The organism is Kitasatospora sp. NPDC101155 (genome assembly GCF_044768305.1).
Classification (GTDB): Bacteria; Actinomycetota; Actinomycetes; order Streptomycetales; family Streptomycetaceae; genus Kitasatospora.
The window spans coordinates 408,334-430,073 of the sequence record NZ_JBIWPN010000003.1 but is presented as its reverse complement, the minus strand read 5'-3'; the positions used below and the strand labels follow the sequence as shown (position 1 = coordinate 430,073).

Below are 21,740 nucleotides of genomic sequence, written 5' to 3'. Positions count from 1 at the left end.
ACACATTCCCACCATCCTGGCCAATGTTCGGCCGAGCGGCAATGGCAACGGGCCGGAAATCTTGCGTTCCGCCTTCTGTTCAGGGCTTGCTTCGAGAACGGATCAATCGATGACGAACAGTCGCGTGGACAGCGGGTACGAGTGGTGGCGCGGCGCGCGGTCCGACGATCGGGCCGGCGGTCGGTGCGGTACGGGACCCGCGGCAGGACTCAGGGCATCGCGAGCTCGAACCAGGTGACCTTGCCGTCGCCCCTCAGCTGCACTCCCCAGGAGTCCGCGAGCGCCTCCACCAGCAGCAGGCCGCGCCCCGAGGTCGCGTACTCGGAGTCCGGATCGCGGCGGCGCCCGGGCAGTCGGCTCGCACCGTCCTGCACCTCGACCCGCAGCCGGCTGTCCGAACCGAGCACCGCGTCGAAGACCGCGCCCTTGCCGGTGTGCAGCAGCGCGTTGGTGACCAGCTCGGAGGAGAGCAGCTCGGCGGTGTCGGACAGCTCCGGCACCCCCCAGTGGCTCAGCGCCGTGCGCAGCCGGTGCCGGACCGCGCCGACCGCGACCAGGTCGGCCGGGTCGAGCGTCAGGTGCAGCCGGTGGTGCAACGCGCAGCCGGGCGCGGACGCGCCCGACACGGTCGTCCCGGTGCCGGTGGCCGGGCCCTGGGTCTGTCCGGCCCGGTAGGTGTCGCCCGAGCCCGTCCGCTGCCGCGGGAATCGCGACTGACCGTCCATCAACACATGCCCCCGCCCTCAAATCCGGGCCCCCGCCTCCGGATCCCCCGCCGGCCGGGTGGCCCCCTCGTTCTGACCACCCATCCTCATGCCCAGTTGACGGCGTTTGCAACAGTGTGCGTCCGATCACGTGGGGTGAAAGGGGCACGGGGAGGTTCACGTGATCCAACTGCCCGCGCCGGACAGGTTTGCGAAGCGCAGAGGCGCTTTTCGAGGCCGCCCCCACCCGATCCCGCGCACACCCGGCGCCCGTCCGGACCGCGCGCCCGGACACGCGCCCCCGCCCCCGCCCCCGCCTCCGCCACCGCCACCGCCGCGCGCCGGGTCCCGACATCCGCCCTCACCGCCGCCGCCCGCGCGACAGGCCGGACCCGGTCGGAGCGGCAACGCTGGACAGGGCGGCCCGGTCCGGGTTCAATGGCCCCGAGATGTTTGAACGACGTTCTAACGATGGTCCGAACATCACCCCATAAGCCCCCCGGCCCCGTGCCGGCCCCTCTCCCGGCGACGAGCGAGCGAGGAACCGTGCGACTGACCCCCACCGAGCGGGACCGGCTGCTGATCTTCACAGCAGCCGAGTTGGCCCGCGCCCGCCGCGCCCGGGGCGTACGCCTCAACATCCCCGAGGCGACCGCCCTGATCGCGGACACCGTCTGCGAGGCCGCCCGCGACGGCCTGCGCCTGGCCGAGGCCATCGAGGCCGGCCGCTCCGTCCTGACCGCCGACGACGTGCTGCCCGGCGTGCCGGACGTGGTCACCGTCGTCCAGGTCGAGGCCGTGTTCGAGGACGGCACCCGCCTCGCCGTCGTCAACGACCCCTTCAAGGGCGCCGGCTCACTCGGCGACGAGGCCCCCGGCGGCGCGCTGATCGGCGACGGCGCCGGCTACGACCCGGTCGAGGAGACGCTGCTGATCCCCGTCCACAACACCTCCGGGGTGCCGATCTCGGTCACCTCGCACTTCCACTTCTTCGAGGCCAACCCGCGCCTGGCCTTCGACCGCGCCGCCGCCTACGGCACCCACCTGGCCGTCCCGGCCGGGTCCTCGGTGCGCTTCGACCCGGGCGCCACCGTCGAGGTCGGCCTGGTGCCGATCGGCGGCGAGCGGGTCGCGATCGGCTTCGCGGGGCTCGTGGACGGGCCCCTGGACGCGCCCGGCGCGAAGGAGGCCGCCCTCGCGAAGGCCCGCGCGACCGGCTACCTGACCAGCTTCGACGACACGGAGGTGCCCTCATGACGGCGATCAGCCCCCACGACTACATCTCCGTCCACGGCCCGCGCGCCGGGGACCGGATCCGGCTCGGCGACAGCGGCCTGATCGTCCGGGTCGAGTCCGACTCCCAGGCGCCCGGCGACGAGTTCCTGGCCGGCTTCGGCAAGACCGCCCGCGACGGCCTGCACCTCAAGCCCGCCGCCGTCCGCGACACCTGCGACGTCGTGATCAGCAACGTGCTGGTGATCGACGCGATCCAGGGCATCCGCAAGACGTCCATCGGCCTGATCGGCGGCCGGATCGCCTCGATCGGCCGGGCCGGCAACCCGGACACCCTCGACGGCGTGGACGTGGTCGTCGGCACCGGCACCACGATCGTCTCCGGCGAGGGCATGATCGCCACCGCCGGCGCCATCGACACCCACGTCCACCTGCTCTCGCCGCGGATCATGGAGGCCTCGCTCGCCTCCGGCGTCACCACGATCATCGGCCAGGAGTTCGGCCCGGTCTGGGGCGTGGGCGTCAACTCGCCCTGGGCGCTGCGCCACGCGTTCAACGCCTTCGACGCCTGGCCCGTCAACATCGGCTTCCTGGGCCGTGGTTCGTCCTCCGACGAGGCCCCGCTGATCGAGGCGCTGGCCGAGGGCGGCGCCTCCGGCTTCAAGGTGCACGAGGACATGGGCGCCCACACCCGCGCCCTGGACACCGCGCTGCGGGTCGCCGAGGAGTACGACGTGCAGGTCGCCCTGCACACCGACGGCCTGAACGAGTGCCTCTCCGTCGAGGACACCCTGAAGGTGCTGGAGGGCCGGACCATCCACGCCTTCCACATCGAGGGCTGCGGCGGCGGTCACGTCCCCAACGTGCTGAAGATGGCGGGCGTGCCGAACGTCATCGGCTCCTCCACCAACCCCACCCTGCCCTTCGGCCGGGACGCGCTGGGCGAGCACTTCGGCATGATCGTCTCCGCGCACGACCTCAAGGTCGACCTGCCCGGCGACGCCGCGATGGCCCGTGACCGCATCCGGGCCGGGACGATGGGCGCCGAGGACGTGCTGCACGACCTCGGGGTCATCGGCATCACCTCCTCCGACGCCCAGGGCATGGGCCGGGCCGGGGAGACGGTGCGCCGCACCTTCGCCATGGCCGGCAAGATGAAGGCCGAACTCGGCCCGCTGGACGGCACCGGCTCGTACGGCACCACCGACAGCGGCGACGACAACGAGCGCGTGCTGCGCTACATCGCCAAGCTGACCATCAACCCGGCCATCGCGCACGGCCTCTCGGACGAGGTCGGCTCGATCGAGGTCGGCAAGCTCGCCGACATCGTGCTCTGGCGCCCGGACCACTTCGGCGCCAAGCCGCAGCTCGTCCTCAAGGCCGGGTTCCCCGCGTACGGTGTGGTCGGCGACCCCAACGCCTCCACCGATCGCTGCGAACCGCTCGTCCTGGGGCCGCAGTTCGGCGCCCACGGCGCCACCGCCGCCGACATCTCGGTGGCCTTCGTCGCCCAGGCCGCCGCCGACGGCGCCTACCTCGACCGCCCCGCCGACGGGCTGCCCACCCGCCGCCGCCGCGTCGGCGTCCGGGGCACCCGCGGCATCGGGCCGCGCGACATGGTGCGCAACGCCCGCGTCGGCCAGGTCGAGGTCACCGAGACCGGACTGGTCTCGCTGGACGGCTCGCCGCTGCGCTCCGAGCCCGCCGACAGCGTCTCCCTCAGCCGCCTCTACTTCCTCTGATCCTCCCCTCAAGGACCCGATGATGACCACCCCCACGCCCGCCTCCCTCGGCTACCGGATGCCCGCCGAGTGGCACCCCCACGACCGCACCTGGATGGCCTTCCCGACCGCCAACCCCACCTTCGACGGCCCCGAGCAGCTGCACGCGGCCCGCGAGGCCTGGGCCGCCGTCGCCGACACCATCGTCCGCTACGAGCCGGTGACGCTGATCGTCAACACCGGTGAGACGGCGGACGCCCGCCGGTACGTCTCCGAGCAGGTCGAGATCGTCGAGCGCCCACTCAACGACGCCTGGATGCGCGACATCGGCCCGTCCTTCCTGATCGACGGCAAGGGATCGGTCGCCGCCGCCGACTGGATCTTCAACGGCTGGGGCGCGCAGTCCTGGGCCCGCTGGGACAAGGACCAGCACATCGCCGAGCACATCGGCGAGCTGACCGGCGTCCAGCGCTTCGCCTCCCGGCTGATCAACGAGGGCGGCGGCATCCACGTCGACGGCGAGGGCACGGTGCTGGTCACCGAGACCGTCCAGCTCGGCGAGGGCCGCAACGCCGACTGGACCAAGGAGGAGGTCGAGGCCGAGCTGCACGCCTTCCTCGGCACCACCAAGGCGATCTGGCTGCCGCGCGGACTCACCCGCGACTACGACGAGTTCGGCACCCGCGGCCACATCGACATCGTCGCCTCCTTCGTGCGCCCCGGCGTCGTGGTCGCCCACGTCCAGCCCGACCCGTCCCACCCGGACCACGAGGTCTGCCGGGAGCTGGTCGCCGTCCTGCGCGCCGCCACCGACGCCCAGGGCCGCCCGCTGGAGGTCATCGAACTGCCCGCCCCCACCGTCCTGTCGGACGAGGACGGCGAGCCGGTCGACTACTCCTACATCAACCACTACGTGGCCAACGGCGCCGTCGTGCTGTGCGCCTTCGCCGACCCGCGCGACCAGGAGGCCGCCGACATCCTCGCCAAGGCCTACCCGGGCCGCACCGTCGAACTCGTCGATGCCCGAGAGATCTTCGCCAACGGCGGCGGCATCCACTGCATCACCCAGCAGCAGCCGAAGGCGCTCTGACATCCACCCCGGGCGGGAGCCGCGCGCTCCCGCCCGGGGTAGCCTTCTGAGCTCCGCACCACCGAGGGAGAGCACTGCACATGGCGGACGCCCGCCCGCGCCGGCCGGCGCGCCCCCGCGAGGAGGTCTTCGCCACCGCCCGGGCCGCGATCGCCGAACACGGGCTCGCCAAGCTCACCATGGCCGGGCTCGGCAAGCAGCTCCAGATGAGCGCCGGACACCTGCTCTACTACTTCGGCAGCAAGGACCAGCTGCTGCTGGAGACCCTGCGCTGGAGCGAGGACCAGCTCGGCGCCCGCCGCCGCGAGGCCCTCGCCGACCACGCCCTCGACCCCTGGCGGCGCCTCGACGCCTACCTGCGCCTCTACCTGCCCGAGGGGCCCGGCGACCCGCGCTGGATCCTCTGGGTCGAGGTGTGGGGCCGCTCCCCCGCCAGCGCCGAGATCCGCCAGGGCCAGCAGGAGATCGAATCCCCCTGGCAGGCCGACCTGGTCGCCCTCATCGAGGAGGGCACCGCCGCCGGCCACTTCACCCCCGGCCCCGCGGCCGACCGCGCCCTCCAACTGCGCTCCCTGCTCGACGGCCTCGCCGTCCCCGTCGCCATCGGCCTGCCCGACGCCGGCCGGCCCGCCGCCCTCGACCAGGCCACCGCGGTCGCGACCATCCTGCTGCGGGCCTGAGGCACCGACTGGGGCCCACCCGCGCGAGAAGTCGGACCGGCCGACTTCTGGTGCAGACGGCGGGGGCACTGAGATGCGGCCGTCGGCATGGCCGTTGGCATTCGCCCGACCTGACGTGAGACGGCCACGGCGTCCGGGGGTGGTGGGAAGCGGGCGCCACAGATCCGGTTGCGCCAGAAGTCGGATGGGCCGACTTCTGGCGCCCGGGCACCGACTCACTCGGTCCAGACCGCGGCCGCCGTACGGTCGTCGGCGTAGCCCTTGGCGCGGACCTGGACCTGGCGCAGGAAGTCGACCGTGCCCGGCGGGTGGGGGTGCGCCCAGTGGGCGGACAGGAAATGGGCCACGGCGGGCTCGTCCGCGATCGGGGCGGCCAGGCCCGGGGTGCAGAGCAGCAGGATGTCACCGGGGGTGGCCGGAACCAGCCGGAAGCGGAACGGGCGCGGATCCGGCACCGGGGCGTCCGGCACCGGCGGCTGACCGTCGGGGTGATGGAGCAACCGGGCCGCGTAGGCGTCGATCCAGTGGCCCGAACGCAACAGGTACAGCCCGCCCGGGCCGACACCGAAGGCCGCGCGGTAGCCCGCCGCCGGGTCCAGCGACAGCATCAGGCAGTGCAGCGAGGCCGGGGACGGCGCGTCGTCCCCCTCGGCCCGGGGCGCCAGCGCGCGCAGCGGGGCGGCGGCGCTGGTGGCCAGGCGCTGCAGGCCGTAGCGCAGCCGGTCCCGGGCGCCGTCGCGCAGATCGGCGGCCAGGCCCACCCGGCTGCGCCCGATCGCGGCCGCGAGCTGACGGCCGGCCTCGCCGGTGGCGGCGGCGACGGCCCCCGCGGTGAGCGCCCCCTCCTCGGCGCCGTCCGTACGGTCGAAGCCCGCGAGGACGGCGAGCAGCAGCCCGTCGGGGCCGTCGCCGAACCTGGTCACCAGCAGGCTGTCGCGGCGCGGCTCGCCCCGGTAGCGGGCGGAGTCGCCCCGGACGGAGACGGCGCGCAGCACGGTGTTCCCGTACTGGGCGCCCTCCAGTGCGGTGTCCGGGACGACCGCGCCGAGCGAGCCGGGGTCCGCCTCCGGTACGGCGGTGGGCTCGGGCCCGTAGGTCGGGGGGCGCTCGCCGACGTGCGGGACGGCGGGGTCGGTGTCGGCGCGCTGGGTGCGGATGGCCAGGCGGGGGTCGGGGATGGCGGGTGCGGGCTCGGGGTCGGGCTGGGGGGCGTGGTCGGGCTCGGGTTCGGGGGTGGGGAGCTTGGTGGCGGCCGGGGGTTCGGGGGCGGGGTCCCCGGCGGCCGGGGGTTCGGGAGCGGGCTCAGGCTCGGGCTCCGGTTCGGCGGCGGGGGCCAGGGCGGGCTTCTCCAGGGAGACCGGGGTGGGCGGCTCCTCGGGTTCGGGCTCGGGCTCGGGCTCGGCCACCGGTTCGGGCTCGGCCTCTTCGGCACCGGCCTCCGGCACGGGCGCGGCCTCGGTCGCAGGCACGGCCTCGGCCACGGCCACGGCCTCGATCTCGGTCTCGGGCTCGCTCTCGCTCTCGGGCGCGCGCTCCGCCCGGGGCGCGTCGGAGGCGAAGGACGGGGCGGGAAACTGGTGGGTCTCGGTCGAGGCGCACCGATGCCCTGGCCCGTCGGTCCCCCCGGTCCCCTCGCTCCCCCCAGTCCCCTCGATCACGCCGACCGCGGTGTCGAACCAGTCGTCGATGCTGTCCCGCGCCACCGCAGGCTCGGGCTCGGGCTCCGGCACGGGCTCCGGCACGGGCTCCGCGACGGCCTCCGGCTCCGACTGCGGCTCCGCCGTGCGCTGCTGCCCGATCAGCCCGACCGCCGTGTCGAACCAGTCGTCCACGCTGCCGTCGCCGGGGTCGGCGTGCGGGGTGTCGGGGAGGGTGCCCGCCGGGCCGTCGTAGACCGTGTCCCACCAGCCGTCGCCCGGCCGGGGCGGCTGTGCGGGTGCACCCTGCTTGCTCATCTGGCGGCTCCTGGTCGGTCCGTGGTCGCGCCGCCCCCGGCGGGGCCGGACTGGCGTCATTGTCTCCAAGTGCAACGACGCTGTCCGGGTTTCGGCGACAACCAGTCACCGACCGGATCATCCCGGCCACCGCGCTCACCAGCCGGTTCGCCCAGACGCGGCCGGGTCGCGACGGAGCGGCGGCGGGGCCGTCGCAGGGCGGTCACGGGGCCGTCGGCACGCCGTCCGCTTCCGTTCCGTCCGTGCTTGCCGGATGTGCCCCGAGCAGGGCGTTTCCTGGACATTGCGGGGCATGAGCCGCCGAAAATGGGGGCCGAGGAGGGGCATCGCTTCACCCGTTCGGCTGATTAAATGTGCGCATGACCGCGTCGGCCCCCAGCTCGCCCCGACCGGGGAGGGCCGCACCGGCGGGCCGCCCGGCGGGTGCGCTGTTGGTCCTGCTGCTGGTCGCCCTGCTGACGGCACTGCCCTGCGCGGGCCAGTCGAGCGCGTTGGACGCTCCCGTCCGTCCGGCGCCGGCCCCGGTCAGTGCCGTGTCGGTGGTCAGCGCCGCCGAGGCCACCGCGGCCACTCCCTACGCCGGCCACGCCGCCAGGGCGTCCCAGCACCACCAGCGGCTCGCCGTGGAGCAGGACCACTGGATCCTGTGCACCGCCGACGGCCAGCCTCCGCACGACAACGGCTGCTCCAGCCACCCGTTCTGCCCGCAGGACGCGCAACTGCCGAACCCGCCGCCGCAGCCGCAGTCCGCCGTCTCACCCCTCACCGCGCCGGCGCCCGAGGCGCTGCCCCGCGTGGTGCCCGCGGGACTGCTGGACGGCCCGCACCCGGCACCCGATCTGCACAAACTCCAGGTCCACCGGTCCTGAGCGGAACCCACCGCCGACGTTGCCCGTCGGCGGGTCCGCCCCACCCCCACCACAGCCGACCGCCGTCGCCACCAGCCGTGCGCGGCGGGGACAAGGACAACCATCATGGGTTCCGCCTCGAAGCAGTCCAACAAGCCCGGCGGCAAGAACGTCGCCGACCGCCGTACGCGCATCGCCGAGCTGCGCGCCGCCGAGCAGCGCCGCGACCGCCGCAACAAGATCATCGCCTCGGTCGCGGCCGGTGTGCTGGTGATCGGTGCGATCGCCACCGGCACCTGGATCGTCATGGACCAGAACCAGCAGAAGAAGGACAGGGAGGCCGCCGCCAACGCGGACATCCCGGGCGTGAAGACCTTCGGCGACCTGAGCCGCAACCACGTCAAGGAGAAGGTCAACTACCCGATGACCCCGCCGGTCGGCGGCGACCACAACGCGATCTGGCTGGACTGCATGGGCCACGTCTACGACCAGCCGGTCGAGAACGAGCGCGCCGTCCACTCGCTGGAGCACGGCGCGGTCTGGGTGACGTACAACGGCAAGGCCACCCCGGAGGACATCAAGACCCTCTCCGACAAGGTCAAGAACACCCCGTACTCGCTGATGAGCCCCTACCCGGACGAGCAGGGCACCATCACCCTGAACGCCTGGAGCACCCAGCTGATCGTGGACAGCGCCAGCGACCCGCGGGTGAACCAGTTCTTCACCAAGTACGTCCAGGGCAAGCAGACCCAGGAGCCGGGCGCCTCCTGCACCATGGGGCAGATGTGACCGCCGACGCGACCCGCCCCGAGAAGGCCTCCGCGGCGGACGCTCCGGAGCCGGACGCGCCGGAAGCGGACGCGACCGGGGAGCCGGCGGCCCGCCCCGGCCGCCGGCGGCTGTGGTGGCCGGCCGCGCTGGCCGCCGCGGTGGCGCTGGCACTCGGGGTGCCGGCCCTGGTGGCGAGCGGGACGTCGGCCTCCGGCACGGCCTCGGTGGCCGTCCCCGCGGACGACTCGCCCGAGGCCGGGTTCGCCCGCGACATGGCGACCCACCACCAGCAGGCGGTGGACCTGTCGTTCATCGTCCGGGACCGCACCGGCGACGAGCCGACCCGCACCCTGGCCTTCGACATCATCAACACCCAGGCCAACCAGCGCGGGATGATGACGGGCTGGCTCGACCAGTGGGGGCTGTCGCAGCACTCGACCGCCAAGCCGATGGCGTGGATGAAGATGGACCACGACTACGCCGCCCACGACGGTTCGCTGATGCCCGGTATGGCCACCAACGCCCAGATGGCGAAGCTGCGTTCGCTCAGCGGGCGGGACGCCGAGGTGTACTACCTGCAGCTGATGATCGAGCACCACAAGGGCGGCGTCGAGATGGCCCAGGGCTATGTGGACCTGGCGAAGAACGACGTCGAGAAGCGGCTCGCCCAGTCGATGGTGGTCGCCCAGACCTCCGAGATGGAGCTGATGACCGACATGCTCAAGGAGCGCGGCGCCGCCCCCGGCGTCCCCGCGTCCTGACAACTGCTGTTCCCCGGACGGCCGGGGAAGGTCCTGTTTCCCCGGACGGCCGGGGCGCTGCGGCGGTCCCGTACCGCCCGCACCGCGCTCCGGCCGTCCGCCGTCCCGACTCCTGGAGAACCCCGTATGACCCCTGAGGCGCCCTGGCTGATCACCGGACTGGGCAACCCCGGCCCGTGGTTCCGGCTGACCCGGCACAACGCGGGCTTCCTCGCCGTCGACCGGCTGGCCGAGCGCCACGGCGCCCGGTTCCGCCGGCGCGGGCTCGCCACCGTGGTCGCCGAGATCGAGGTGGACGGCCGCCGGGTGCTGCTGGCCAAGCCGCTGTGGTTCATCAACTTGTCCGGCCGCCCGGTGGCCGCCCTGCTGCGCCGCTACGGGGTGCCGGTCGAGCGCCTGGTGGTCGTCCAGGACGACCTGGACTTCGCGTACGGCTCCGGCAAGTTGAAGCGCGGCGGCGGGCCGGGCGGGCACAACGGGGTGCGCTCGGTGGGTGAGGTGCTCGGCACCCGCGACTTCGTCCGGCTGCGGTTCGGCATCGGGCGTCCGCCGAAGGGGCAGAGCGTCGGCGACTATGTGCTGAAGAAGTTCTCGGACGAGGAACTGGCCGCGATGCCAGGGGTGTTGGACCGCTGCGCGGACGCCCTGGAGATGCTGGTGCGGCTCGGCCTGAACCGGGCCCAGGACGCTCTGAACGTCAGCCCGTCCTGAGGCTCCCACGGACCGGGGTCGGACCGGTCAGCGCGGTGGCCGCCACGGCGACCACCGCGAGGACGACCAGCACCGTCCGCCCACCGGACGCCGCGCCCGCCAGGTGGACGCCGAGGACGGACAGCGCCATGCCGAGCGCGGTGCCGAGGCTGCGCGCCATGTTCACCATGCCGCCGCCGACCGCCGAGCACTCCGCCGGGATCGCCCGCATCACCAGCGCGTTGTTGGCGGGCAGCAGCAGGCCCAGCCCGTACCCGGCGACCAGCAGCGGGGCCACCACCGCCGCACCGGAGACCGGCAGCACGGCGAACAGCAGCAGCCCGGCGCCCGCGAGGCCCGCGCCGAAGCGGCACCTGGCCACGTCCGACCAGCCCCGGGGCAGCAGTGCGCCGCCGACCGTCGCAGCGACCGCGAAGGCCGCCGGCAGCATGGTGACCACCAGTCCCGCGGCGGCCGTCGACACCCCGGCACCGGTGAGCAGCACCGGGCCCAGCACGAGCGGGCAGAACAGCAGCAGATAGCCGATCAGCGCGACCACCAGCCCGGACCGCACGCCCGGGGTGTTCACCAGCCCCGGCGCCAGGATCGGCCGGGCGGCCCGCCGCTCCTGGCGCACCAGGGCCAGCGCGAGGACGACGGAGACGAACAGCAGGACGGCGACGGCCCAGCCGGGCAGGGGCAGGCCGGAGGCGGTGGACAGGGCGAGCAGCAGCGCGCTGGTCGCGCCGGTGAGCAGCAGCATGCCGGGCAGGTCGAAGCGGGGCGCCCGCGGCTCGCCGTCGCGCGGTCCCGGGATCGCCACCGGAGCGCAGGTCCGGGTGCGGGGCAGCAGGTACCAGCCGGCCACGATGCCGAACACGGCGATCGGCACGTTGACCCAGAACACCCACTGCCAGGAGGCGTGCTCCACCAGCAGCCCGCCGAGGCTGGGACCGAGCGCCAGCCCGAGGCCCTGGGCGGCGGCCTGGATGCCGAGCGCGCGGCGCATCGCGCGCTCCGGGACCCCGCGCGCGACCAGGGCGACGCTGTTGGCCTGCATCATCGCGGCACCGACGGCCTGGACGGCCCGGCAGGCGACCAGGATCCACAGAGCGTCGGCGAATCCGGCGCCCAGCGAGGACAGGCCGAAGACGGCGAAGCCGCCGATGTACATGGTCTTGCGGCCGACCAGGTCGGACAGCCAGCCGATCGGGGCCAGCAGGGCGACCAGGACCAGCAGGTAGGCGAGCGCGACCCATTCGACGGCGGCGAAACCCGCGTCGAAGTGCCGGCCCAGGGCGGGGAAGACCAGGGCGATGACGCTGGCGTCGAGCTGGCCGAGGAAAGCGCCGAGGCAGACCGTACCGACGGCCAGCCAGTGGGCGTGACGCCAGCCGGCTACGCCGCGGGGCCGGGGCCGCTCGGTGAGCAGGCGCGCAGCAAGGGCAGTGGCGTTCATGGGACAAATATATCGGATGCAGATATGTTCTTTCTACGAGCTGATCGCCCTGCGATACGAAACGTCCCACCCTACGTCCGCGGCCCGTCCGAGGGGCGGACTGCGCGCCGGAAACGCCCCGTACCAGGCGATACGCTGTTCGCCATGCCGTCGTCACCGCGCGTTCCCGACCCCGCCACCGAAGCCCCGGACCCGGCGGTCGAGCACGCCCGGCAGCTGACCGACACCGTCACCCGGCTGCGCCGCGCACTGCGCAGCAGCATCCGCACCGACTACCCGTGGGAATCCCTGCCGATGGCGCAGGTCGAGCTCCTGCTGACGCTCGCCGCCGCGCCACTGCGGGTCGGCGAGCTGGCCGCCCGGCAGCGGCTCGCCCCCAACACCGTCAGCGGGCTGGTCGGGAAACTGCTGGAGGCCGGGTTCGTCGACCGCCAGGCCGACCCCGGCGACCGGCGCACCGCCCGGATCGCGCTCACCCCGGCCGGGCGGCGCCAGTTGGACGACTGGCAGCACGCCCACGAACGCCGGATCGCCACCGCCCTGGGCACCCTCACCCCGGCCGACCGCGAGGCGGTCGTCCACGCACTGCCCGCGCTGGAACAGCTCGCCCGCGCCCTGGCCCAGCCGGGGGGCGGCGGGGAGCAGGGCTGACGGGCAGGGCCCGGGAGCCGGGCCGAGGAGGCGGGTCCAGGAGCCCGGCCCGGGAGGCGAGCCCGGGAGCCGGGCCGACGAGGCCCACGGACCGGCCCCGCTCGGTAAAACCGCTGGTCCCCGAGGCCCGGCGGCGCTAGCGTCCCCCCCATGACCACCGTAGAGGTACAGATCGAGCCCTGGACGGACGCCGACCTCGCGCTGCTGCGCCGGGTCAACACGCCGGAGATGAAGAAGCACGTCGGCGGACCGGAGACCGAGGAGCAGCTGCTCCACCGGCACCGGCGCTACCTGGACTTCGTCCCGTCCGCCCTGGGCTGCATGTACCGGATCGTGCTGCTGCCCGAGGGCGAGGCGGTCGGGACGGTCGGCTACGGCACCCGGACGTGGGAGGGCGAGACCGTGCACGAGATGGGGTGGAACGTGCTGCCCGGCCACCAGGGGCGGGGCATCGCCGTCGCCGCCACCCGGGCCGCCGTCGAGGCCGCCCGGCGCGAGGCCGCGCACCGCCATCTGCACGCGTTCCCGTCGGTGGACAACCCCGCCTCCAACGCGGTCTGCGCGAAGGCCGGGTTCACCCTGCTCGGCGAGACCGACTTCGAGTTCCCGCCCGGGCGGTTCATGCGCAGCAACAACTGGCGGGTGGACCTGCGCAGTTGAGACCGCCTCGGCGCGGAAACCGGTTCAGCCGACCTCGGGCGAGAGGCCGTTGAGCCGACTGCGGGCTCACCGGGTTCACCGGGTTCAGAAGAGGGTGCCGCGCTCCAGCTCCAGCAGCCAGCGCTTGCGGTCCACGCCCGCGGCGAAGCCGGTGAGCGAGCCGTTGGCGCCCATCACCCGGTGACAGGGGCGGACGATCAGCAGCGGGTTCGCGCCCACCGCGCCGCCGACCGCCCGCACCATGCGTGGCTCCTGCCCGGCCAGCTCGGCGAGTTGGCCGTAGGTGACGGTCGTGCCGTACGGGATCTCGTCCAGCGCGGCCCAGATCCGGCGGCGGAACTCGGTGCCCTCCGGCGCGAGCGGGAGGTCGAAGGTGGTGCGCTGGCCGGCGAAGTAGGCGGTCAGCTGGGCCACCGGCTCGGCGAGGGCCTCGGGGTCGAGCACCCAGTCGTCGGCGGGCTCGGCCAGCGCGTACTTCTGGCCGGGCGCGGTGACGGTGGCCAGGGCCGCCGCACCGCCGTCCTCCGGCAGCACACCGCTGAGCAGCAGCTGGCCGAAGGGGCTCTCCATGGTGGTGTAGACGGTGGTGCTCATGCCGGGTCGTTCTCCGTTCCGGTACTGATGATGGCACTGGCGCTGGTGCTGGTGCTCGCGGGGCCGGCCCACAGCCGGTGGACGGCGTAGGAGCGCCACGGGGCCCAGGCCCCGGCCGCGCGGGCGGCGGACTTCGGGTCGCCGGCGGCGCCGAGCCGGGTCAGGCCGTGCTTGACGCCCACGTCGCTCGGGAGGAAGACGTCGGGGTCGGCGAGGGCCCGCATCCGCAGGTAGCCGACCGTCCAGGGGCCGATCCCGGGCAGGGCAAGCAGCTGGGCCGCCGCCTCCTCGCGGTCGGCCCCGCTGTCGAGGCGGACCACGCCCTCGGCGAGCGCGGCGCACAGGCCGGTGAGCGCGCGGCGACGGGCCGCGGGCATCGCGAAGTCCTCCGGGTCGGCGGTGGCCAGGGCCGCCGCCGTCGGGAAGAGCAGCCGCAGGCCGCCACTCGGCTCGGGCAGTGCGGCGCCGTACTTCTCGGCGAGCCGGCCCGCCAGGGTGCGGGCGGCACCCACGGTGATCTGCTGGCCGAGGACGGCGCGCACGGCGAGCTCGTGCGGATCCACATGGCCGGGCGAGCGCAGGCCGGGGCGCTCGCGGACCAGCGGGCCGAGCACCGGGTCGGCGCCGAGCTGTTCGTCGACGGTGTCCGGGTCGGCGTCCAGGTCGAAGAGGATGCGCAGGCGCTGGACGGCGGTCGGCAGGTCGCGCAGGTCGGCGAGCAGCAGGCGGCAGTCGAGCCAGCCGCGGGTGCGCGGCTCGCCCGGCGCGAGGCCGTCGACTTCAGCGATGCCGTGCCCGTACGGGAGCGCGAGGGTGCGCCGGTAGGTGCGCACGCCGGGGCGCGCGCTGAGTACGACCTCCTCCACGCCGGGGACGGCACGCAGGGCGAGGAAGTCGATCAGGTGGTCGCTGTCGATCGCGCCGCGGTAAGCGAGGCGCAGGGTGAGGCCGCCGGCCGGGGTCGCGGTGCGGCGGCCGGCCGCGACCTCGGCGCGCAGGCTGGTCGGGGTGCGGTCGTAGACCTCGCGGACGGTGTCGTTGAACTGGCGGACGGAGGCGAAGCCGGCCGCGAACGCGATGTCGGTGACGGGCAGCTCGGTGGTCTGCAGCAGGAGGCGGGCGGTCTGGGCGCGGCGGGCGCGGGCCAGGGCGATCGGGCCGGCGCCGAGCTCTGCGGTGAGCTGGCGCTGCAGCTGGCGGGCGCTGTAGCCGAGGCGGTCGGCCAGGCCCGCGACACCCTCGCGGTCCACCACTCCGTCGCCGATCAGGCGCATCGCGCGACCGACCAGGTCGGCGCGGTGGTTCCACTCCGGGGAGCCCGGCACCGAGTCGGGGCGGCAGCGGCGGCAGGCACGGAAGCCCGCGCCCTGGGCGGCCGCGGCGCTGGGATAGAAGCGGCAGTTGGCGCGCTTGGGGGTCACGGCGGGGCAGCTCGGTCGGCAGTAGATTCCGGTGGAGGTGACGGCTGTGAAGAAGACCCCGTCGAAACGGGCGTCGCGGCTGTCCACGGCTCGGTACCGGATGTCGTCGTCGATCACGTTGTCCAGTTTGCGGCACCGGGTGGGGGGTGACTGGCGGGAATCGGACATCGCCGTTCGGGGGCCCTCCCCTCCCCCCTCCCCCTCCCACCCGCCGCCACCTCAGCCCTCCGCCCGCCGCCCATGCCGGGGCCTCACAGGGCCCGGGTCGCCCAGACCGCCCGGGTCCCCTGAGTCGCTCAGGTCACCTCGTCGCGCCGCCCGGCGACCCAGAGGTCCCAAGGGTCCAGAGGCCCGGGCGGTCCGGACCGCCCGCGCCCGCCGCACCCCTGGCAAACCGTGGGCGAGTCGGGTCCAACCAGCTCAGGTCAGCGCTTCACCGGACCTCCCGCAGCACGCATCGACTTGGTGATCGTCTTCCACTTGTTCAGCCGGGCCTTGGCCACCCGGGCGTCCGACCGCGAGGCGATCCACTCGTTCTCGCGCTGGAGCTTGAGGTAGCTGTCCATCCGGCGCTGCGGCAGACTGCCGTCGGCCAGCGCCGCCCGGACCGCGCAGCCGGGCTCGGTGTGGTGGTTGCAGTCGTGGAAGCGGCACTGCTCGGCCAGCTCGGCTATGTCGGCGAAGGCCAGGTCCACTCCCTCGCCACCGTAGAGGCCGACCTCGCGCAGCCCGGGGGTGTCGATCAGCACGCCCCCGCCGGGCAGTGCCGCCAGTTCGCGGGTGGTCGTGGTGTGGCGGCCCTTCTGGTCGACCGAGCGGGCCTCCTGGACGGCCATCACCTCGGAGCCGACCAGTGCGTTGGTGAGGGTGGACTTGCCGACGCCGGACTGGCCGATCACCACGGTGGTACCCGGGGCGCAGGCGCGGAGCACGTCGATGCCCTCGCCCGTCTCGGCGCTGACCACCAGCACAGTGACACCGGGTGCGACCGCCTCGACGTCGGCGCGGATGAACTCGGCGTCGTCGACCAGATCGGCCTTGGTGAGGACGACCAGCGGTTCGGCGCCGGACTCCCAGGCCAGGGCGAGGAAGCGCTCGATCCGCCCGAGGTCGGGATCGGCCGCGAGCGAGGCGGCGATCAGGACGGTGTCGACGTTGGCCGCCAGCACCTGGCCGTCGGAGCGCTTGCCGGCCACCTTGCGGATGATCGCGGTGGAGCGCGGCAGCAGCGCGACGACGGCGGCCATCGGCTGGGTGTGCAGGTCGGCGGCGGCCCAGTCGCCCGTGCACGGGCAGTTGATCATGTCGGCGTCGCCCACCGGCCGGGTGTCGAGCCGGACGGTGCGCAGCTCGCCCGTCTCCAGGTCGGCCAGGACGGCGTCGCACTGGCCACGGTCGACCCGGACGATCCGGGCCGGGAGCAGCCCGGCCTCGGCGAGCGGGGCGAAGAGCTCGGCGCGCTCGGTCGTCCAGCCGTAGCGGGACAGCGGGGAGTCGTCGCCGGAAGAGAGGGAGGCGAGGGAAGGAGAGTACGACGGAACGGAGGCAGCGTTGAACAACGCAGTGGCCCTTCGGGAGGAGATGGTCCCGGCGGACTACGGCTGGCGCGGAAGGCTCAGCCTGCGGCCGGGAAAAGGAGGTGAACGCGAGTGCTGCCCAGGGCAGCTATCGGGGCGACAACGACCACGGGGTTCACCTCCTGCTCTCTACTCCTCGGGTGGCCCAACGGCCCCCGAACCGGACGCTGACACGCTAGCGGAACGGCCGTACGCGGCCAACGTATTTTTGACCTGCGGAAATGCGGCCGCGGCGGCCGGAAGGCGCTCGACAACGGCCCGACAGCGGTCCGACAGCGGTCCGGGAGCGGGCCGGCAACGGTCCGGGAGCGGGCCGAGAGCAGCGCGATAGGACAAGGCCGGCAGCAGGAGCCGGCAGGGACCAAACTTGGCCCCCTCCCCACAGAACTCCCCTACCCGCCGTACCGGTGCTTGAGGTTCGGGTCGTCCAGCCACCAGGGCCGCATGCCGGTCTCCTCCTCCTCCGGCAGCCCCGCCGCCCGGGCCTCCACGGCCGCCGCCTCGAAGCGGGCGTCCAGTTCGGCGTCCACGGCCTTGATCTCCTCGCGCCCCTGCACCACCATCCGCCGCACCAGCGCGGCCAGGAACGGCAGCCCGACGAGGTCCCCCAGGACCCAGAAGGCGTTGCCGCCCCAGGTCTGGTCCTGCGCCAGGCTCGGCCCCCAGGGCCGCCCGAGCGCCACGTAGTAGTGCTCGGCGACGAGGTGGCCGCCGTAGATCAGCACGATCCCCAGGCCCGCGTCGAAGATCACCTCGGCGAAGGTGATGAACAGCCCGACCAGGTGCGGGTACTCGTGCCCGACCGGGTCGATCTGCAGCCGCGGCCAGAAGTACGCCAGCCCGAGCAGCACCAGCGACAGGTGCAGCACCACGTTCCCGGCCCCGCTGGAGAGCGACCACTCGTACCAGGGCGTGAAGTAGAGCAGCCACGGCGGCGCCATCAGCAGCGCGGTCGAGACCGCCGGGAACATCAGCACCTTGGACGGCCGGCTGCGCAGTGCCCGCAGGACCCGCTCGCGGCGGTGCTCCGGCAAGGACTCGACCAGCAGCGAGATCGGCGCGCCGAGCGCCAGCAGCAGTGGGACGACCATGAGCAGCAGCACGACCTGCACCGCGCGGTCGGTGAAGAGGATCCGCTCGTACACGCCGAGGCCGGAGCAGGTGCACCAGATCCACAGCAGCAGCCCGCCGAGGAAGGCGGCGGTGCGGGTGGGCTGCCAGCGCCCGCCGCCCCGGTGGACGGTGCGCACCGCGATCAGGTACCAGCCGCCGAGCAGCACCGAGAGCGCGAGCACCAGTGGTTCGAAGGTCCAGGAGGTGACCAGGTCGGACCACTGCCACGCGGGCGGTCCGCTGTACGCAAGCGCCGCGCCGTCCATCCGTCCACTCACCTCGTCCGCAACCGCCGGAAGGCACCGGGCGGGGGCCGCGGCGCCCGGCCATGATGTCCTCCCCCCACGGGGTCCGCCCCGGGCGGGGCCCACCTCTATACCTGGACCTGAACAAAGCTTTACCCAGCCCCGGCAAAGCTTTGCCCAGGCAAAGTTCTCCCCTCGCCGGCCCCGGGACCGCAACCGGCGCCGGACCGCGTTCGTCTGGCAGGATGCACCGTCGGCGGATACCGGCCACGTGGGTGACGACAAGGGGACGACAAGAGGTGCGAAGCACTGCACGCGGCGAGGGCCGCCGGCTGGCCGCGCGCCACCGCAACATCGAGTTGGGCCTGCTGGTCCTCGCGGTGGCCGTCTGTCTGGCGGGACACATCGACGCCTCGCTGGCGCTGACCGGCTCGATGCCGAAGGGGCTGCTGGTACACGGCCTGTCCCTCGGGGCGCTGGTCGCGGCGGCGCACCTGGCGGTGCGCCGGTTCGCGCCGTACGCCGACCCGCTGATCCTGCCGATCGGGGTGTTCCTGACCGGCTTCGGGCTGATGCTGCTGGACCGGCTGGACTTCAGCTACAAGGCCGCGCACGCGGCCAAGGGCGACTACCAGAAGCTCCCGGCCGCGCCCTCCCAGTTCATGTGGGTGTTCATCTCGGTGGCGGCGGCGCTCGCGCTGATCGTCTTCGTCAAGCACCACCGCTTCTTCCAGCGGTACGTCTACGTGCTCATGGCGGGCGCGCTGATCCTGCTGGCCGCGCCGGTGTTCTCGCCGACCGACAGCTTCGGCGCCAAGCGGTGGATCAAGCTTCCCGGGCTGCCCTCCTTCGAGCCGGACGAGTTCGTGAAGGTCGCGATCACGATCTTCTTCGCGGGCTACCTGATGGCCAACCGGGACGCCCTGGCACTGGCCGGGCGGAAGGTCTGGGGGATGACCCTGCCGCGCGGCCGGCACGCCGGTCCGGTGCTGGCGATCTGGGCGGTCAGCCTGCTGGTGCTGATCTTCGAGCGCGACCTGGGCACCTCGCTGATCTTCTTCGGCCTCTTCATCGTGATGCTGTACGTGGCGACCGAGCGCACCAGCTGGGTGGTACTCGGCGTGATCATGGCGGTCGGCGGCGCGACGGTGGTCGGCACCCTGGAACCGCACGTGCACGGGCGTGTCGAGGCCTGGCTGCACCCGCTCGACTACTACAAGCCGGTGCACGACCCGGCGATCTCCGAACAGCCCGCCGAGGCACTGTTCAGCCTGGGCACCGGGCACATGACCGGGACCGGCCTGGGCTCGGGCCGGCCGTGGCTGATCGGCTTCGCCGGGCGCAGCGACTTCATCTTCACCACCATCGGCGAGGAGCTGGGCCTGGCCGGGGTGACGGCGGTGCTGCTGGTGTACGTGCTGCTGATCCAGCGCGGGCTGCGCACCGCGATCGGCCTGACCGACCCGTTCGGCAAGCTGCTGGCCACCGGCCTGTCGGCGGCGCTCGCGCTGCAGATCTTCGTGGTCGTCGGCGGCGTGAGCGGGCTGGTCCCGCTGACCGGTAAGGCCCTGCCGTTCCTGGCCGCCGGTGGCTCCTCGCTGCTGGCGAACTGGCTGATGATCGCGCTGCTGATCAAGCTGAGCGACTCCTCGGGCCGCACCGCCATGGAGCCGGCCCCGCCGAGCCCCGAGCCGGTCCTGGCACAGGCCGGCCCGGCCGACCGCTCCGCCGCGACCGCCCCGACCGCCCCGACCGCCCCGGGTCCGGGCGCAGGTCCGGGCGCGGGCCCCGGTACGGACCCGGGTGCCGACCCGGCGGCACCGAGCCCGACCCTGGGCGGCCTCGCGGACCCCGGCGCCCCCACCGAGCTGCGCCCCGCGTTCGGCCGCACCCCGGCCACCCCGCAGCCCGGCGGCCCCCAGCCGGACGGCCCCCGACCCTCGTACGGCTACCCGCCGGTCGCCGACCAGCCCACCCACGGCTACGGCCTGCCCTCGCAGTCCCCGTTCCCCCCGAACCCGACCGGCACCTGATCACCATCCGACCGCCACATCCGGCCGGAAAAACACACAGGGCCTCCCCCGCACCCGCGGGGGAGGCCCTGCCCGTATGTCCCGAAACGCCCGTCACCGCCGGCCACCGGCCGGCGCCCGGAACCGCCCGCTACCGCTGCTCCCACGGCGGCCGCGGCGGCCTGGGCGGGTAGCCCGGCAGCTGCCGCTCCGGCGGCGGCCCGGCCGGCCGGTCGCTGTCCGGCGGCGGCGGGGCGGGCCGGTGGTGCGGCCCGCCGCGCGAGGTGAGGCGGCCGCGCACGTTGTCGGCGGCCAGTATGTCGGCCCACCGCTCGGGGTACTCGGCGGGCACGTCGACGTCGTCGACCTCCTCCTCGCCCCACTCCTCCTCGACGCCCTCGGCCAGGCCCAGCTCGCGGGCCCGCCGGGCCCGTTCGACGGCCCGTCGGGCGGCGACCTCGCGGACCACGGCGGCGGCGGCCTCCTCGTGGGCGCGCTCGTTCTCGGCGCGGGCGTCGGCGGTCTCCAGGGTGGGCCAGCGACGGTCTATGGCGGCGTTCATGGCGGCGCCGATGAGCACCGCGAGGGCCACCACGAAGATCCACAGCAGTACGGCCACCGGCGCGGCCAGCGAGCCGTACACCGAGGGGCCCTCGACCGAGCTGACCAGGTAGAGGCGCAGGCCGACGCTGCAGAAGACCAGCACCACCAGGGCGACCAGGGCGCCGGGGATGTCCTCGCGCCAGGGCGTGGAGACCGGTACGGCCAGGTGGTAGAGGGTGGTGAGGGAGACGATCAGCAGCAGGATCGCGACCGGCCAGTAGGCGGCGCCGACCAGCCCCGCGATGCCGGGCACGGCGTTCTCGACCAGTCCGGGCCCGGCCATCATCAGTGGCAGCACCAGCGAACCGATCACCAGGGCGCCGAGGTAGAGGCCGAGCGACATCGTGCGGGTCTTGACGATGCCGCGCTTGCCGTCCAGCCCGTACATGACGGTGATGGTGTCGATGAAGATGTAGAGCGCCCGGGATCCGGACCACAGCGACAGCAGGAAGCCGATCGAGATGAGGTCGGGCCGGGTGTGGTCGAAGACCTGGCTGAGCAGCGGTTTGACGACCTGGTTGACGGAGGAGTCCGACAGCACCGTCCCGGAGGCCGAGACGATGTCGTGCTTGAGCCGGTCGATGGTGCCCGCGCCGAGGAACTCGTCGAGGTAGCCGAGGGTGGCGGCCAGGCCGAGCAGCAGCGGTGGGATCGACAGCAGGGTGAAGAAGGCCGCCTCCGCGGCGAGGCCGGTGACCCGGTACTCGACGCAGGTGTTGGTGGTGTCCCTGACCAACTCCCACACGGTGCGGCGCCAGGTGGCCTGTTTGGCCGCGCGCCGGGAGCCCTTGCCCCGGCGCCGGGAGACCCGCTCGGGATTCGGTCTGCTCGTATCGCCTGCTGCTTGCACAGGGCTAACGGTATCGGGCCCCGACAGCTGCGGTTGATCTCCCCGGGGGTACGGGCGCGCGGCCGGACACCGGGCGGGGAGCGGCGGGAACCGTACGGCGTC

The 21,740-nt window shown here is 73.8% G+C and carries 19 protein-coding genes; 11 read left to right on the top strand and 8 right to left on the bottom strand.

All coding sequences use genetic code 11. The features are described from left to right. Positions 1 to 209 precede the first annotated feature (209 nt). A complete protein-coding gene (locus tag ACIRYZ_RS06680; RefSeq protein WP_402940408.1) occupies positions 210 to 725 on the bottom strand; it encodes an ATP-binding protein in 516 nt (171 codons plus the stop codon). A gap of 525 nt (positions 726 to 1,250) precedes the next feature. Between ACIRYZ_RS06680 and ureA the strand changes: the two genes are divergently transcribed. The 4 genes from ureA to ACIRYZ_RS06660 all read left to right on the top strand — a co-directional run bounded on the left by ureA (position 1,251) and on the right by ACIRYZ_RS06660 (position 5,428). Beyond that, a complete protein-coding gene (gene ureA, locus ACIRYZ_RS06675; protein ID WP_393027979.1) occupies positions 1,251 to 1,961 on the top strand; it encodes an urease subunit gamma in 711 nt (236 codons plus the stop codon). Further along, on the top strand, positions 1,958 to 3,679 hold the full coding sequence (locus tag ACIRYZ_RS06670; RefSeq protein ID WP_402940404.1) for an urease subunit alpha: 1,722 nt from the start codon (positions 1,958 to 1,960) through the stop codon (positions 3,677 to 3,679). The genes ureA and ACIRYZ_RS06670 overlap by 4 nt, the downstream gene beginning before the upstream one ends. A 19-nt stretch (positions 3,680 to 3,698) precedes the next feature. Next, positions 3,699 to 4,748 carry an agmatine/peptidylarginine deiminase gene (locus ACIRYZ_RS06665; protein ID WP_402940401.1) on the top strand — a complete coding sequence of 350 codons (1,050 nt, stop codon included), beginning with the start codon at positions 3,699 to 3,701 and terminating at the stop codon, positions 4,746 to 4,748. A gap of 80 nt (positions 4,749 to 4,828) precedes the next feature. Next, positions 4,829 to 5,428, top strand: coding sequence for a TetR/AcrR family transcriptional regulator (locus ACIRYZ_RS06660; RefSeq protein ID WP_402940399.1), 600 nt, complete (start codon positions 4,829 to 4,831; stop codon positions 5,426 to 5,428). Between the two features lie 215 nt (positions 5,429 to 5,643). Here ACIRYZ_RS06660 and ACIRYZ_RS06655 read toward each other — a convergent pair whose 3' ends face one another. Then, positions 5,644 to 7,383, bottom strand: coding sequence for a hypothetical protein (locus ACIRYZ_RS06655; RefSeq protein WP_402940396.1), 1,740 nt, complete (start codon positions 7,381 to 7,383; stop codon positions 5,644 to 5,646). 359 nt (positions 7,384 to 7,742) lie between these two features. On the opposite strand from ACIRYZ_RS06655, the gene ACIRYZ_RS06650 reads away from it, so the two are divergent. The 4 genes from ACIRYZ_RS06650 (at position 7,743) to pth (ending at position 10,474) form a co-directional block, all read left to right on the top strand. Further along, complete coding sequence (locus ACIRYZ_RS06650) at positions 7,743 to 8,252, top strand: hypothetical protein (RefSeq protein WP_402940394.1); 510 nt, start codon at positions 7,743 to 7,745, stop codon at positions 8,250 to 8,252. A gap of 105 nt (positions 8,253 to 8,357) precedes the next feature. Beyond that, entirely contained in the window at positions 8,358 to 9,020 is a 663-nt protein-coding gene (locus ACIRYZ_RS06645; RefSeq protein ID WP_402940391.1) for a DUF3105 domain-containing protein, read from the top strand. A gap of 110 nt (positions 9,021 to 9,130) precedes the next feature. Then, positions 9,131 to 9,763 carry a DUF305 domain-containing protein gene (locus tag ACIRYZ_RS06640; RefSeq protein WP_402940568.1) on the top strand — a complete coding sequence of 211 codons (633 nt, stop codon included), beginning with the start codon at positions 9,131 to 9,133 and terminating at the stop codon, positions 9,761 to 9,763. 126 nt (positions 9,764 to 9,889) lie between these two features. Beyond that, positions 9,890 to 10,474 carry an aminoacyl-tRNA hydrolase gene (gene pth / locus ACIRYZ_RS06635; RefSeq protein WP_402940388.1) on the top strand — a complete coding sequence of 195 codons (585 nt, stop codon included), beginning with the start codon at positions 9,890 to 9,892 and terminating at the stop codon, positions 10,472 to 10,474. Here the strand turns inward: pth and ACIRYZ_RS06630 are convergent. Further along, a complete protein-coding gene (locus tag ACIRYZ_RS06630; RefSeq protein WP_402940385.1) occupies positions 10,461 to 11,912 on the bottom strand; it encodes an MFS transporter in 1,452 nt (483 codons plus the stop codon). The genes pth and ACIRYZ_RS06630 overlap by 14 nt on opposite strands. Before the next feature lie 144 nt (positions 11,913 to 12,056). Here ACIRYZ_RS06630 and ACIRYZ_RS06625 point away from each other — a divergent pair, with 144 nt between their 5' ends. Both ACIRYZ_RS06625 and ACIRYZ_RS06620 read left to right on the top strand, forming a co-directional pair. Continuing rightward, a complete protein-coding gene (locus ACIRYZ_RS06625) occupies positions 12,057 to 12,563 on the top strand; it encodes a MarR family winged helix-turn-helix transcriptional regulator (RefSeq protein WP_402940382.1) in 507 nt (168 codons plus the stop codon). Positions 12,564 to 12,713: 150 nt separating this feature from the next. After that, positions 12,714 to 13,223, top strand: a complete 510-nt coding sequence (locus ACIRYZ_RS06620) for a GNAT family N-acetyltransferase (protein WP_402940379.1) — start codon at positions 12,714 to 12,716, stop codon at positions 13,221 to 13,223. Positions 13,224 to 13,307: 84 nt separating this feature from the next. On the opposite strand, the gene ACIRYZ_RS06615 is transcribed toward ACIRYZ_RS06620, so the two are convergent. The 4 genes from ACIRYZ_RS06615 to ACIRYZ_RS06600 all read right to left on the bottom strand — a co-directional run bounded on the left by ACIRYZ_RS06615 (position 13,308) and on the right by ACIRYZ_RS06600 (position 18,194). Further along, on the bottom strand, positions 13,308 to 13,817 hold the full coding sequence (locus ACIRYZ_RS06615) for a methylated-DNA--[protein]-cysteine S-methyltransferase (RefSeq protein ID WP_402940376.1): 510 nt from the start codon (positions 13,815 to 13,817) through the stop codon (positions 13,308 to 13,310). Further along, positions 13,814 to 15,406 (bottom strand): DNA-3-methyladenine glycosylase 2 family protein, encoded by a 1,593-nt coding sequence (locus ACIRYZ_RS06610; protein ID WP_402940373.1) that lies wholly within the window; start codon positions 15,404 to 15,406, stop codon positions 13,814 to 13,816. The genes ACIRYZ_RS06615 and ACIRYZ_RS06610 overlap by 4 nt, the downstream gene beginning before the upstream one ends. A 257-nt stretch (positions 15,407 to 15,663) precedes the next feature. Further along, entirely contained in the window at positions 15,664 to 16,797 is a 1,134-nt protein-coding gene (rsgA, locus tag ACIRYZ_RS06605; RefSeq protein ID WP_402940370.1) for a ribosome small subunit-dependent GTPase A, read from the bottom strand. Between the two features lie 410 nt (positions 16,798 to 17,207). Then, complete coding sequence (locus ACIRYZ_RS06600; protein WP_402940368.1) at positions 17,208 to 18,194, bottom strand: cytochrome c oxidase assembly protein; 987 nt, start codon at positions 18,192 to 18,194, stop codon at positions 17,208 to 17,210. A gap of 278 nt (positions 18,195 to 18,472) precedes the next feature. Here ACIRYZ_RS06600 and ACIRYZ_RS06595 point away from each other — a divergent pair, with 278 nt between their 5' ends. Beyond that, complete coding sequence (locus ACIRYZ_RS06595) at positions 18,473 to 20,206, top strand: FtsW/RodA/SpoVE family cell cycle protein (protein WP_402940365.1); 1,734 nt, start codon at positions 18,473 to 18,475, stop codon at positions 20,204 to 20,206. Between the two features lie 130 nt (positions 20,207 to 20,336). On the opposite strand, the gene ACIRYZ_RS06590 is transcribed toward ACIRYZ_RS06595, so the two are convergent. Beyond that, complete coding sequence (locus tag ACIRYZ_RS06590; protein ID WP_402940362.1) at positions 20,337 to 21,638, bottom strand: YihY/virulence factor BrkB family protein; 1,302 nt, start codon at positions 21,636 to 21,638, stop codon at positions 20,337 to 20,339. Positions 21,639 to 21,740 lie beyond the last annotated feature (102 nt).

What these genes read in the sequence shown, in the direction of transcription:
- ACIRYZ_RS06680 (WP_402940408.1), bottom strand. Translation starts at nt 725, where the DNA reads ATGGACGGTCAGTCGCGATTCCCGCGGCAGCGGACGGGCTCGGGCGAC.
- ACIRYZ_RS06670 (WP_402940404.1), top strand. Translation starts at nt 1,958, where the DNA reads ATGACGGCGATCAGCCCCCACGACTACATCTCCGTCCACGGCCCGCGC.
- ACIRYZ_RS06665 (WP_402940401.1), top strand. Translation starts at nt 3,699, where the DNA reads ATGATGACCACCCCCACGCCCGCCTCCCTCGGCTACCGGATGCCCGCC.
- ACIRYZ_RS06660 (WP_402940399.1), top strand. Translation starts at nt 4,829, where the DNA reads ATGGCGGACGCCCGCCCGCGCCGGCCGGCGCGCCCCCGCGAGGAGGTC.
- ACIRYZ_RS06655 (WP_402940396.1), bottom strand. Translation starts at nt 7,383, where the DNA reads ATGAGCAAGCAGGGTGCACCCGCACAGCCGCCCCGGCCGGGCGACGGC.
- ACIRYZ_RS06650 (WP_402940394.1), top strand. Translation starts at nt 7,743, where the DNA reads ATGACCGCGTCGGCCCCCAGCTCGCCCCGACCGGGGAGGGCCGCACCG.
- ACIRYZ_RS06645 (WP_402940391.1), top strand. Translation starts at nt 8,358, where the DNA reads ATGGGTTCCGCCTCGAAGCAGTCCAACAAGCCCGGCGGCAAGAACGTC.
- pth (WP_402940388.1), top strand. Translation starts at nt 9,890, where the DNA reads ATGACCCCTGAGGCGCCCTGGCTGATCACCGGACTGGGCAACCCCGGC.
- ACIRYZ_RS06630 (WP_402940385.1), bottom strand. Translation starts at nt 11,912, where the DNA reads ATGAACGCCACTGCCCTTGCTGCGCGCCTGCTCACCGAGCGGCCCCGG.
- ACIRYZ_RS06625 (WP_402940382.1), top strand. Translation starts at nt 12,057, where the DNA reads ATGCCGTCGTCACCGCGCGTTCCCGACCCCGCCACCGAAGCCCCGGAC.
- ACIRYZ_RS06620 (WP_402940379.1), top strand. Translation starts at nt 12,714, where the DNA reads ATGACCACCGTAGAGGTACAGATCGAGCCCTGGACGGACGCCGACCTC.
- ACIRYZ_RS06615 (WP_402940376.1), bottom strand. Translation starts at nt 13,817, where the DNA reads ATGAGCACCACCGTCTACACCACCATGGAGAGCCCCTTCGGCCAGCTG.
- ACIRYZ_RS06610 (WP_402940373.1), bottom strand. Translation starts at nt 15,406, where the DNA reads ATGTCCGATTCCCGCCAGTCACCCCCCACCCGGTGCCGCAAACTGGAC.
- ACIRYZ_RS06600 (WP_402940368.1), bottom strand. Translation starts at nt 18,194, where the DNA reads ATGGACGGCGCGGCGCTTGCGTACAGCGGACCGCCCGCGTGGCAGTGG.